The organism is Candidatus Gastranaerophilales bacterium, assembly GCA_028693235.1.
Lineage (GTDB): Bacteria > Cyanobacteriota > Vampirovibrionia > Gastranaerophilales > Gastranaerophilaceae > JAQUVW01.
Map to the genome: position 1 here is coordinate 202,981 of JAQUVW010000002.1, position 13,012 is coordinate 215,992.

At 31.7% G+C, this 13,012-nt stretch carries 10 protein-coding genes; 5 read left to right on the forward strand and 5 right to left on the reverse strand.

Going from position 1 to position 13,012, the window contains the following annotated elements:
• Position 1: 1 nt before the first annotated feature.
• Positions 2-604 carry a hypothetical protein gene (locus PHV37_04120; protein ID MDD3237263.1) on the reverse strand — a complete coding sequence of 201 codons (603 nt, stop codon included), beginning with the start codon at positions 602-604 and terminating at the stop codon, positions 2-4.
• A 70-nt stretch (positions 605-674) separates the two neighbouring features.
• On the opposite strand from PHV37_04120, the gene mutS reads away from it, so the two are divergent.
• Positions 675-3,251 (forward strand): DNA mismatch repair protein MutS, encoded by a 2,577-nt coding sequence (gene mutS / locus PHV37_04125; protein ID MDD3237264.1) that lies wholly within the window; start codon positions 675-677, stop codon positions 3,249-3,251.
• Here mutS and PHV37_04130 read toward each other — a convergent pair whose 3' ends face one another.
• Entirely contained in the window at positions 3,252-3,575 is a 324-nt protein-coding gene (locus tag PHV37_04130; GenBank protein ID MDD3237265.1) for a hypothetical protein, read from the reverse strand. It lies immediately after the preceding gene.
• Positions 3,576-3,686: 111 nt separating this feature from the next.
• Between PHV37_04130 and PHV37_04135 the strand changes: the two genes are divergently transcribed.
• The 4 genes from PHV37_04135 to rimO all read left to right on the forward strand — a co-directional run bounded on the left by PHV37_04135 (position 3,687) and on the right by rimO (position 10,059).
• Positions 3,687-5,363 (forward strand): glycosyltransferase family 39 protein, encoded by a 1,677-nt coding sequence (locus PHV37_04135; protein MDD3237266.1) that lies wholly within the window; start codon positions 3,687-3,689, stop codon positions 5,361-5,363.
• On the forward strand, positions 5,363-7,057 hold the full coding sequence (locus PHV37_04140) for a glycosyltransferase family 39 protein (protein ID MDD3237267.1): 1,695 nt from the start codon (positions 5,363-5,365) through the stop codon (positions 7,055-7,057). The genes PHV37_04135 and PHV37_04140 overlap by 1 nt, the downstream gene beginning before the upstream one ends.
• Positions 7,058-7,159: 102 nt before the next feature.
• Entirely contained in the window at positions 7,160-8,746 is a 1,587-nt protein-coding gene (locus PHV37_04145; GenBank protein ID MDD3237268.1) for a glycosyltransferase family 39 protein, read from the forward strand.
• The gene (gene rimO / locus PHV37_04150) at positions 8,743-10,059 is read left to right on the forward strand and encodes a 30S ribosomal protein S12 methylthiotransferase RimO (GenBank protein ID MDD3237269.1); all 1,317 of its coding nucleotides are present in this window, start codon (positions 8,743-8,745) and stop codon (positions 10,057-10,059) included. Before PHV37_04145 ends, rimO begins: the two co-directional genes overlap by 4 nt.
• Here the strand turns inward: rimO and PHV37_04155 are convergent.
• The 3 genes from PHV37_04155 to PHV37_04165 are packed head-to-tail and all read right to left on the reverse strand — an operon-like array spanning position 10,056 to position 13,011.
• Positions 10,056-11,609, reverse strand: coding sequence for a matrixin family metalloprotease (locus PHV37_04155; protein MDD3237270.1), 1,554 nt, complete (start codon positions 11,607-11,609; stop codon positions 10,056-10,058). The genes rimO and PHV37_04155 overlap by 4 nt on opposite strands.
• A gap of 36 nt (positions 11,610-11,645) precedes the next feature.
• Positions 11,646-12,152, reverse strand: coding sequence for an SMC-Scp complex subunit ScpB (gene scpB / locus PHV37_04160; protein ID MDD3237271.1), 507 nt, complete (start codon positions 12,150-12,152; stop codon positions 11,646-11,648).
• Between the two features lies 1 nt (position 12,153).
• The gene (locus PHV37_04165; protein MDD3237272.1) at positions 12,154-13,011 is read right to left on the reverse strand and encodes a segregation/condensation protein A; all 858 of its coding nucleotides are present in this window, start codon (positions 13,009-13,011) and stop codon (positions 12,154-12,156) included.
• Position 13,012 lies beyond the last annotated feature (1 nt).

The window sequence follows — 13,012 nt, forward strand, 5'->3', positions numbered from 1 at the left end:
ATTATTTAACTTTTCTAAAAAATTCTTCTGTGATTATTTGGGAATACTTGTCATCATTATTGACGGAGGTTAAAATAATATTTTTTCCGGATTTATTTTTGGCAACCCCTATTGTTCCTGAGATGTGTCCAATCGGCATATTTACCGTATCTGCTTCAAATCTAACATAGGGAACTTTTTGCCCCATCGCAATGTAGGTTCCTTTTTTGGTTACTTCAAAATTTTCAAGTCTTACGAGTTGATATTGAAATTTGTTAATCAATTCGTGAAGTTTCTTGTTTACATCACCGGATTTAAAGTCTTTTTGAGTTAAAAGGTCTTCGTCTTTAGGCTCAATCAATGCAATTTTTTGTCCGGAATTTTTATGTTCAGCAAGCACAACATCATATCCGAGGACATTTGCAGTTCTGTCAATCATATATTCATCATTAAGATGTGATAGGTCGGCTATGCTTTTTGCTTTTTCAATAAGCGTTTCTTGTGAAGGCGTTGTGTATTCAACAAATTTATCTTTTACAAAGTCGACTCCGCCCAAAGATTGGAAGCCAATGTAGGCAAGGATTACCACTAAAATTTTTACAAATATGCTTAAACAGCCTTTCATGAAGATTTCCTTTATATTTTTTATTAAAAAATTGTTATTTTGCTTTAATTAAACTAAAATAAGTATAGCTATGTCAAATAAAGAAATCAATAATATAAACAGTATAGATGTCGATATAAATGAAGCAACTCCGATGTTGCGTCAGTTTTTGGAGATTAAAAAACAAAATCCGGGTGTGATTTTGATGTACCGCATGGGCGATTTTTACGAGGCTTTTTTTGAAGATGCAATAACGATTTCTCAAGATTTGGAAATAACTCTAACCGCTAGAGATGGTGGTGCTTTAGGCAAGATACCAATGGCGGGTGTGCCAGCTAAAGCAATTGATAACTACATACCAAAATTACTTGATAAAGGGCACAAAATAAGTATTTGCGAACAGTTAGAAGACCCTGCCGCCGCAAAAGGACTCGTTAAACGTGGAATTACCAGAACGATAACCGCAGGCACTCTCGTTGAAGATAATTTGCTCAAGGCAAATGCTAATAATTATTTAGCTGCTTTGATTTGTGATGGCGATATTTTCGGTTTGGCTTATACGGATATTTCTACTGGTGAATTTAAAGTTACGCAAGGCGTTTTACCTGATATTTTGGCTGAGCTTGCAAGAATAAATCCTTCTGAAATTTTGGCTCCTGTAAAAAAACAAAAAGTGCTTCCTTTTCAAATTGTTCCTGATGAAAAAATTGATTTGCCTGAGGAAATAACTCTTCCTTATAATTGTTCAAAAGTAAGCTATAGTGCCTTTGATGAGTTAAAAGCAGAAAGTAATATTAAACAGGTTTTCAACACTGTAACGCTTGACGCATTTGGGTTTAAAGAATATAAACTCGGGTTTCAGGCAGCAGGTGCTGTTATTGAGTATCTCGTCGATACGCAAAAAGGTAATTTGCCTAAATTTGATATTATTACTTCTTATAGTTTGTCTGATTTTGTTTCAATTGACGCCAATACCCGCAGAAATCTTGAGCTTTTAGAAACAACCAGAGATAAGTCCAAATTCGGAAGTTTGTTATGGGCTATTGATAAAGTTAAGACAAATATGGGCTCCAGATTGCTCAAAAAATGGCTTACTCAACCTGTGAAAAATATTGCCGAAATTATAAATAGACAAAATGCTGTTGAAGAACTCGTGAATTTTTCGCAAGCTCGTCTAGAGCTTTCAAATCTCTTGACAAAAGTATATGATATTGAACGTTTAGCGGTCAGGTTAAGCAACAATAATGCTAATCCCAGAGATTTTTTGGCAATTAAAGATACTTTGAATTTGCTTCCTGATTTTGAAGATATTTTATCTAAATTTTCTTCTGAATATTTAGATAATATAACAAGCTCAAAAGATGAATTGTTGGAATTTGCCTCTATAATTGAGAGGACTATATCTGAAAATGCCCCCCTTGCTCTAAAAGAAGGCGGAATTATCAAAGAAGGTGTAAATACTGACCTTGACTATTACAAATCGCTTTTAACAGGTGGAGAAAAATGGTTAAAAGAATTTGAAGCTATCGAAAAAGAACAATCAGGGATTAAAAACCTTAGAGTCGGCTATAGCAAAACTTTTGGATATTTTATAGAAATTACAAATTCTAATCTTTCATTGGTTCCGCAAAATTATATCCGCCGTCAAACATTGACAAACGCTGAAAGATTTATCACCGACGAACTCAAAAATCATGAAGCTGACGTTTTATCTGCCCAATACAAAATAACTGAACTTGAATATAAAATATTTTCTGACATGAGAGAATATTCTAAAGAATATGTCGAAAAAATTAAAGATGTAGCCCATTCCTTATCAAGAATTGATGTTCTTTTATCTTTTGCAAATGTTGCGATTGAATCAAATTATGTAAAACCTGAAATTGTTGATAATAATGAACTCTATATAAAAGAAGGTCGGCACCCTGTAGTGGAAAAAATTCTTCCTATGGGTAAATATGTAGCGAATGATTTACAATTGACAGCTAATTCGCTAGGTGCAGACACCCAATTTATGATTTTGACAGGTCCTAATATGGCCGGTAAGTCTACCTATATGCGGCAAAATGCCTTAATCGTTGTTTTGGCTCAAATAGGCTGTTTTGTCCCTGCTGCTTTTGCAAGGATTGGTATTGTTGATAAAATCTTTACAAGGGTCGGTGCAGTTGATGACTTGTCTTTAGGGCAATCTACTTTTATGGTTGAGATGAGTGAAACTGCGTATATCTTGAATTCAGCTACAGAAAAAAGCTTGATTCTTTTAGATGAAATCGGTCGTGGAACAAGCACTTATGACGGAGTCGCTATTGCGTGGTCGGTTGCAGAATATATTGCTACAAAAATAAAAGCTCGCACTATCTTTGCAACTCATTACCATGAGCTCAATGTCATGCCAAATTCTATCGAACAGATTAAAAATTACAGAATTACAATTTCTGAGCAAGAAGGCGAAATTGAATTTTTAAGAAAAGTTGTTCCCGGTTCTGCCAGTAAAAGTTATGGAATTCAGGTTGCTAAAATGGCAGGATTGCCTTCTGCTGTTGTTTCTAAGGCACAAAATCTCATGACCAAAATGCAAAAAGATTTTTCAAAAGATTTATCTTCAAGAAACAAATCACGCTCATTGGAGCCACAAGTTCCTCAACTTACATTGTCGTTTGATAAATGATTATTTTTTCAAAAGTTTAATCGGAAATTTTAGTATATTTAAAGCCAAATTTCCTATAGCTTTTGCACCTTTAACGGGATTTTTGCTTTTGGATAATATAGCTCCCGCAATATAAGTACCTAAAGCCGCAAAGCCAACTTTTTTAGCGTCAAGAGGTTTTTTGCCGCTTTTATTAAATACATCAGATTTTAAATTCGGATTAATTCCGCTTTTAGCTTGCGACAGATAATCAGATGGTTTATCTGTTAAATATTGATTTACATCATAAGGAAGCACTCCGTAAATCGAAAGCATATCATAAGTGCTCGGAATATTTGTTGACATGATAAACTACCTTTTTTCTTACCTAACCTATTATTATAAAGTATTTTTTCACTAAATAATTGCCTTTTTACAGCATTTTTTGTTTAATTTTAATAAGAAAGAGATATGAGAATGATAGAATATTTTAAACTAGAAAAATGGTATATTTTTGCCATTTTCTTAATTTTTATTTTTGCAATACCATTTTTTTGGCTTCGTCAAGGCAATATAGGAATTGATTTAGGGCGGGAGCTTTATATTCCATGGGAAATGACAAAAGGAAATCTTTTATATAAAAATATTTTTATAATTTTTGCACCTTTGTCTTATCAGATTAATGCTTGTTGCTTAAAGCTTTTAGGAGATAAGCTTTCAACTTTTTATATTTTAGGGCTTCTAAATTCATTTTTATTTTTAAATGTTTTATATGCAATTTCAAGAGAGTTTTTGAGTAGGATTAATTCTTTTTTGCTTGTGATATTAGTTACTTTTTCAAGTGTTTTTGTTTGTCAGGTTTGTAATTTTAATATGCCTTATGCTTATGCTATTGTTTATTCTTCATCATTTTTTCTTTTGTCTTTATTCATGTTGATAAAATATATAAAAAGTGGAGAGGTTAAATTTGCATATCTTTCAAGTTTTTTTGCCGGAAGTTCTTTCGTCTGCAAATATGAATATCTACTATATTTGGTGATACTTTTTTATGTTTATTGTTTTATGAAACCGATAACAAATATTCAAAAAATTAAGGTTGTAGGGTTTATTTTGTTGATGCCGATAATATCATATGGAAGTTTGATATGCCAAGGCGTTACTTTTTCTGATTGGTATTCTACATTATTACGTGTAAAAGTCTTGAGCCTTTCAAGGTCTATGATAAATTTTTATTATACTACAGGCTCCTTGTTTGAACTGTCTAAACTAAAAGATATAATAATTTCGGCGTTTGGTTTTGTTGTGAATTTTCTTTGTTTGGCTTTACTTTATTGGAAGAAAAATCTTTTTAGTAGTAGATTCATTCAAAAAATTCTTGTCTGTATGGCGTCATTTTCACTTTTTGCATTTATAATGAGCGGAAAATATTGGGCGTTTATTTATTTGCCGGTATTAAATTTATTATTGTTCGCCTTTTTGGTAAAAAAAATATTTGAAAATAAACCTCTTTTTGTTTTGACTTTAGCTTGCATATTAGCTTCAATGAAAGTCTTTTTTTATTTTGACTTAACAACCTATGGGGCGTATAGTGTCGGGATTGTTTTCCTTTGTTTTATTTCAATAATTCTTTCAAAGCAAGTCGCAAATGATAGTGGCTTCCAAAAAGCATTGGATGTTGCTGTGAAAGTTTTGATGATTTCTTCTATATTTGTTTTATTCGGACTTCAACTTGATGAGGTCAAAGGCCGTCAATCAGCTTTGTTTACACCTAAAGGTGTTATGTATGTTTTACCTGAACAAAAAACTTTTTATTCTAAAATAATTGATTATCTGAGTCATAATGCAAAAAAACAAGACAAAGTTGTTGTTCTGCCTGAGACGCCTTTTATTAATTTCGTTATGGATATGGATTCTGACAATCAAATATTTTTGCTTTTGCCATTTGACATAGATGTTTGGAGTGAAAAATTTATTGTCGAAGAATACAAGAAATCAAAGCCGAAATTTTTTATTATTATGCCCAGAAAACTAAGTGAGTATGGGTATTCTGATATTTGTCAAAGTTATGCTTTTAGTGTATGTTCTTTTATAAAAAATGAATATAATCTTGAAGCTATGGTTGGGTACAATATATATAAAAGAAAAATACAATAATGATAGAATATTTTAAACGAGAAAAATGGTGTATATTTGCGATTTCCTTAATTTTTATTTTGGCGATACCTTTTTTCTGGTTACGAATGGCTCTTTTGACTATAGATATTGGGCGTGAGCTATATATCCCGTGGCAAATGATTAAGGGGCATCTTTTATACAAAGATATTTTTATTATTTTTGCACCTTTGTCTTATCAAATAAGTGCCTTTTCTTTGAAACTTTTGGGGGATAAATTATCTTCTTTTTATATTTTTGGACTTATTAATTCATTTTTGATAGTCAATTTGACGTATGCAATCGGGCGTGAATTTTTATCTAAAAAACTTTCTTTATTAATCACATTTTTTGTTATGTTTACGGGTGTTTTTGCTTTTCATATCTTTAATTTTAATATGCCGTATGCTTATGCTATGCCTTATTCTTTAATGTTTTTTTTAGCTTCTTTTTTGGCATTGATTAAATATCTTAAATCAAACGGGCATGAGGCAAAATATGTTTATATTTCTTCTTTATTTTGTGGGGCTGCGTGCGTAACAAAATATGAATATATTTTATTTGCTATTTTTTTAGTTTATATTTTTTGTTGTTTTAAGCCGATTTCTGTTGCCCAAAAAATTAAATCGGTTTTAGCTTTTTTGACTGTACCGACGCTTTCTTATGGAACTTTATTATTGCAAGGGGTTACGTTTTATGATTGGTATAATAACTTTTTAATTGTTCAAAAAATGGCGACGAGCTCTGCTATGCATCACTTTTATATGGTTTCGGGAGCTTTTTTCAGTTTAAGTAAATTTTTCCAAGTCTTAAATACCGGCGTTATATTTTCATTAATTGTCGGGTTTTCGATTTATTATTCATTAAAATTTAAAAAACAAAAAAATAAAAAGTCTGAGATTATAATTATTATTTTAACTTGGATTTTTTTATTTATATATTTTATGATATATGCTAATTTTTCTTTTGCTTTTTTATCGATTTTAAATCTTTTATTATTAACTATCTTTTTTAAAAGAATATACAAAAATCCGCCTTTGTTTGCCTTAATGGTTTCAGCTTTTTTAATTTCTCTTAAATCGTTTTATTCAATGGAGCTGATAGCCTATGGTGTAATATCTATTGGGGTTTTACTTGTAGCTATAGCTGCTTTTTTTCTTTCAAATATTCTTGAATATAAAAAAGAAATATATCTCTTGCTTGCAAAACAAATAATAGAAATTATTCTTACGTGTGCACTTGTCCTTATGTTCGGGTATCAAATATGGTGGCTAACTCATCTTAATAGTCCCGTCTATACTCCTAAAGGAGTTATTTATACAACTAAAGGGGCAGCCGCAATCCACAATGATTTTATAAATTATTTAAAACAAAATACGAAAACAAATGATACATTATTAGTGTTGCCAGAAACGCCTCTTGTTAATTATGTTATGAATTTAGATTCTGACAATATTCATTATACATTGATGCCTGCGGATATTGATATGTTTGGTGAAAAGCAAATATTAGACAAATTTGTAAAAATTAAACCCGATTTTTTTGCTTTATCAAACAGAGAAACTTCTGAATACGGTAAAGACTACATGTGCAGTTACTATGCTTCAACAATCTGCATTATGGTATATAAAAATTATAAATATCAAAAAACACTAAAAAATGGAGATTACATAATTAACATCTATAAAAGGAAATAAATAATGATGGAATATTTTAAAAAAGAGAAATGGTATCTGATTTCTTTAACATTCATTTTTATACTCTTAGCAGTGCTTTGCTGGTTACGTCAAGGTGTTCTGATGACCGATATTGGCAGAGAAGTTTATATTCCTTGGCAAATGATAAAGGGTCAGCTCTTATACAAAAATATATATACTATTTTCGGTCCTTTTCCATATCAGCTTAATGCGTTGTGGCTCAAGCTTGTAGGCGATTCTCTTTCAAGCTTTTATTTGATAGGGCTTATAAATTCTTTTCTGGTAATTAATTTAGTTTATGCAATATCAAGAGAGTTTTTGTCAAAAGGTAATTCTTTTTTAATTACGTTGTTTGTAATGCAATCATCGATTTTTGCGTATCATATTTTCAATTTTAACTTCCCTTATGCTTATGCAAGCGTGTATGCGGTTTCTGCTCTGTTGGCTTCTTTATTGACTCTTTTGAAATATCAAAAATCTAAAGATGTTAAATTTGCATATCTGGCTTCATTTTTTGCAGGTATTTCACTTTTGTCAAAATACGACTATGTTTTGTACATATTGTATTTGGTATGTGTTTTTTGTTTTATTTGCCCTTTAACTTGGCGTCAAAAAATCAAAGCTACTTTGGTTTTTATTAGTATGCCTTTAATCTCCTATGGGGCGTTGCTTATACAGGGGGTAACTTTTTCTGATTGGTATAATAACTTTTTGTTAGTACAAAAGATGGCTACAACTAAAGAGTTGTCACATTTTTATTTTTCATTGGGGGTGTATTTTCATTTCAATATCTTTTTGCAAACTGTTTTGTATGCATTAATATTTTTGGCTATATTCAAAGTAAGCTCTTTTTGTTTGTTTAAAGTCAATAATAAACACAGATTCTTCAAAATATTATTTATAATAATTTTTCAAATAGTATATTTCTTGTATTTTATCAAAATGTCATTTTGGAGCTTTGCATTTTTATCTGTTATAAATGCAATGATTTTAGTTTCTTCTCTTAGTAAAATATATAAAAACAAATTGCTTTTTACATTGGTTATTACTGCTTTTTTAACTTCATTTAAGGCTTTTTATTTTTTAAATATGACAACTTACGGCTCAGCGATAGTCATTTTTACATTGATTTCAGTTGTTTCTGCTACTTTGGTATTGTGTGACAATGATGAAAAAAGAATTGTTCTTAATCGAAACATAAAAATGATATTGCTTGCTGGTATAGTGGCACTTTGCCTAATTAACGCTACTTTCATAAGAATGGCAAAAAACCCTATTATTACTCCTAAAGGGACATTATATACTACATACCCTTGCTATTACACAAATAGCATGTTGATGAAGTATCTTGAACAAAATGACAAAAAAGGCAAAAAAATGATAATTTTACCGGAGACACCATTTATGAATTATGTCTTAAATATGGATTCGGATAATCAGGCATATACTACGCTTCCAGTTGAAGTCGCTGTTTTTGGGGAGGAAAAAATTATCCAACGCTTTAAACAAATTAAACCTGAATTTTTTGTAGTTTCAAATAGAAAAACAGAGGAATACGGCTATGATTATATTTGTAAAAACTACGCTTTTGGACTATGCTCAATGATATATAATGACTATAATCAAGATGCTGTGTTTGAAGAGGGCAAGTTGAAGATGATAGTTTACAAGAGAAAAGATTTGAAATGAAAAAAATTGCTTTGATTAATCACGGATGTGCCAAAAATTTAGTAGACTCTGAGTTGATGCTTGGTATTTTGTCAGACGCAGGGTACAAAATTACTCTCGACGATAAGGATGCAGATATCGTTATTGTAAATACTTGCTCTTTTATTCATGATGCAGAAGAAGAATCTGTGTCTTCAATACTTGAAATGATTAATGAAAGAAAGAAAGTCATAGTTACCGGTTGTCTTCCTCAAAAGCATAAAAAAGAACTTCAAAAAGCATTGCCGGAAGCAGTTGCGTTCCTTGGAACCTCCGACTATCAAAAAATAGCTGAGGTTGTAAAATCTGTATATAAGGGCTCCAGTGACTCTATATACGAAGTTTCTGATAATCCTTGTTACAAATATGATGAAAACTCTACACGTCAACAAATTACCGTTGGTGCAAGCTCTTATTTAAAGATTGCCGACGGGTGTAATTTCGAATGTGGATATTGTGTTATTCCCAAATTGAGAGGAAAATATAATTCAAGAAAAATCGAAAGTATTGTTGATGAAGCTAAAATTCTTGCTGATAAAGGCGTTAGCGAAATAGTTTTGATTGCTCAAGATACAACAAGTTATGGAATTGACTTGTATGGAAAACCTTCCCTTGCTCAACTTTTGGTTGAATTGAATAAAATTCAAAATCTTAACTGGATTAGGATTATGTACACATATCCGACAATGATTGATGATGAGCTTTTGCATACTATTGCCAAGCTTGATAAAGTAGTTAAATATATTGATGTGCCTTTGCAACATTGTTCTCAAAACGTTTTGAAATCAATGAAAAGACCTGTTCAAAATTATAAAGAACTTATTCAAAATATGCGAAATATAATTTCTGATTTAGCCCTAAGAACTACTTTTATAGTCGGTTATCCCGGTGAAACGGAAGAAGATTTTGAAGAACTTTATCAATTTGTTGAAGAAACTAAATTTGATAAATTAGGAGTTTTTGAATTTTGCCGTGAAAAAGGAACATACGCATATTCGCTCCCTAATCAGGTATATGCAAAGGACAAAAAACGCAGAAAAAACAAAATTATGAAACTTCAACAAAAAATTTCTAAGCAGATTAATGCGGATTTAATCGGGCAAAATATAAATTGTATAGTTGAATCGATTACAGATGAAGGAATGATTGTTGCAAGGTCTTATAAAGATGCTCCGGAGGTTGATGGACTTGTTTTTGTAACCAGTGAAGATTTTCCTGTCCCTGGCGATATTATTTCTGTAAAAATAACTTCTGCAAATGAATATGATTTGTTTGGTACTTATAAAGACAATTAAAATAAGAGTAAGATTTTAAATCTTGCTATTTGAGGGTCGTTTTTTGCGTTAGGATTTGTTTTTACAAAATCTTTCAAGATTTTTCTCGCTTTGAAAATATTCTTTTCTCTAATGCAGGCACTTGTATATGCCGTTATGGCGTCGATATTAGAGGGGTCTTCATTTAAAATTTGTTTAAATTCTTGTTCCGCTTCATTGTTATTTTTTTGCAGTGAGTGGATTTCTGCTATTAATATCCTTGAGTCTATATTTCCACTTGTTGAATAAGCGGCTTGTGCGAATTGTAAGGCTTTGGGGTAATTCTTCATATTTATTGCAGAAACGGTCATGTTGTAATAAAGAACAGAAAGTGTTTCATTATCTCTAACATAAGGTATAGCATCGTTTAAGACGGTTATACTTGCTTCGTAATCTTCTTTTTTAGCATATATTGAGGAGAGTTCAATCCAATTGTTGATATCGTTTGGATTGTTTTTTAATTTTTCTTTTGCTGCATTTATTTTCTCATCAGAAGTTGTATTGTTCAAAGATTCTGTCAAAATCGGTGCGAAAATAAGATTTTTGCGGTTCAAGTTTGTGATAGCAGAATTTGTTATATCGGGATTAAGCTTGTAAAGGAGCCTCAATGTGTTTAAGTCGATATAAGAAATATCTTTTTTATCTCCGTATGCGAAATCTTTGTCCGCAGAATAGTACATTATAGAGCCTTTATAGTTGCTGTGTCCCCATATCCCTAAGGCGTGACCTATTTCGTGAACAGCGATGACGTTCATGTCATCTGCTGGGAAATCTGTTCCCAAATTCGTCTTTTTTAGAATAGTTATTGTCATGTATAAAAGGCTTTTGTTTCTTATTTTAGGCGATGTTAGCCCTACTGCATACTCGCAGTTTCCCTCCGTGCAATCTCCGTTATTTTCCCTGTTGCTGTCAACAAATGATATTCTGATGTCGGCGTTTGGGTCGTCAGTTTTTTTGAAAGATACCAACTCAAAGGTTTCTTTTTCCCACGTAGCGAAGGACTTTTCAACTGCTTCATAATAAAATTGCGGAACATTTGACTGTTCTACATAATAAGTTAGAGGCATATCGCTTACATTCCATCTGATTACCTCACCGTTATAAACTACATTTTCTATATAGTTGACGCCGATTTTTAATGACAGATGAGCTTTGTAAGATTTCAAAATGTTTGTTGCAAGCATTTCGCCTGCTGTATTGTTATCAAGTTGAGAAATTCTATAAATCTCTTTTTGATTTTCGTACGTCAAAGGCAACTTGGAAAGACTATAAACTTCTCTATATAAAGCTTCTTTATCTTTGTTGTCAAGGTTGTAGACCATTTTATATATTTTTGCAGCTGTTTCAAAGTCGCCACTTTTGTAGGCACTGTCTGCAAAAATGTCCAAAGTTTGCGATGGAAAAATTTTTATAACAAGTAAAATGCTTAAAATAAAAATGAGAAAATATAACAAAAATCGTCTTTTCTTTTTGGGTTTTAAAGGTTTGTTTTTTTGTACATTAATCCCGACATTAACACTTTTCTTTTCCATTTAAGACCCTTTACGCACTACTTATATTGCTACATTCTAGTCATTTTTTGCTTGAGTGTCAATTTCGAGTATTTTGGCTAAAGCTTTTGTGTCGCCTTTGAGTTTAAAATATTCGGCAAACTTTTGCGTAGTTCTTATGTTGAAAGAGCGTCCGTTTTTATCTCTGCTTCTTGATATGAGCCCTTTTTTCAAGAGTTCTTGGACATGTTCATAAGCAGTTGCTCCACGCATATCTTTTAAAATAGATTGCCTAATTGGTTCTTTTATTGCGATTATTGTTAGCGTTTTCAAAACAGCAGGCGACATTTCAACAGGGCAAAGCTTTTCGACTATATCCATGTGTTCTTGTTTTACTTGAAGAATGTATCCGTTTTCGTCATCAATTTCGAGGGCACCTTCTCTTGCAGCGTAATCCATAATCAAATCAAGCATTGCTGTTTCTACCTCGATTTCATCTTGTTCAAGTATTTCAGAGATTTCTTTGATTTGCATTGGTTTTGCTGTCACGAATAAAACAGCTTCAATTTTTGATTTGAGTTCCATTTTAAGCTGTCTCCGCTATAATTTCTTCATTGTGTTCTTTAACAACATACAGGTCTGAATAAAATTCATCTTGCTCTAGCGTAAAGTCCGTATTTACAGTTAAAAAGAGGAGTGCGATATAGGCTGAAATTTTATCCATACCAAGTAAAGTTAACGTATTTAATTCAACTTTTTCTTCTTTTTCAAATATTTTGACTAAATTTTCTTCTAATATTTTTACGCTGTTTTCAATATATTCATCGTGGGCAAGGTTTATAATGTCATCTGATGTCAAATTTGCGTAAGAGCGAACTCTTCGTTTTGCTCTTTCAAGAGTGTTTTTCAAAGATTGTTTGCGGTCGAGTTCTTCATAAAATTGGAGCTGTCTTATTAAGTCTTTTAAAGTTACGACTCTGTTTCTGTTTAGTCTTACACTGGTTCTTCTTTGAAGAGCTTCATCAAGCGAAACGACATTATTTCTGTTGATTGTTGCTTCTTCTTCCTCTATTTCGCCCCATTCGTCGTTATAATCGAGTTCTGACTGGTCATCTTCCATTTGTAGCGGGTCTATACCTTCTAAAATATTTGATTTCAATTTTAATAAAATAGCTGCGAACAAAAGAGTTCTACCCGTAAGTTTCAGATTGTTAGATTTACTTTCAGCAAGATGAATGAGATATTTATCTGTTATATCAACAATATCAATGTTCCACGGGTCGATTTTACCTGTTTTAGCCATTGAAACGAGAATCTCAATACCATCTAATTGGTCAGAGGGGCTGTTTACGGATATCATCTCGACATTATCGCCAAATTCATTTGGTAAAGATTTGGTTGCTTCTTCTATATAAAAATTTTCAGCATTATTTTTTTCTATCATA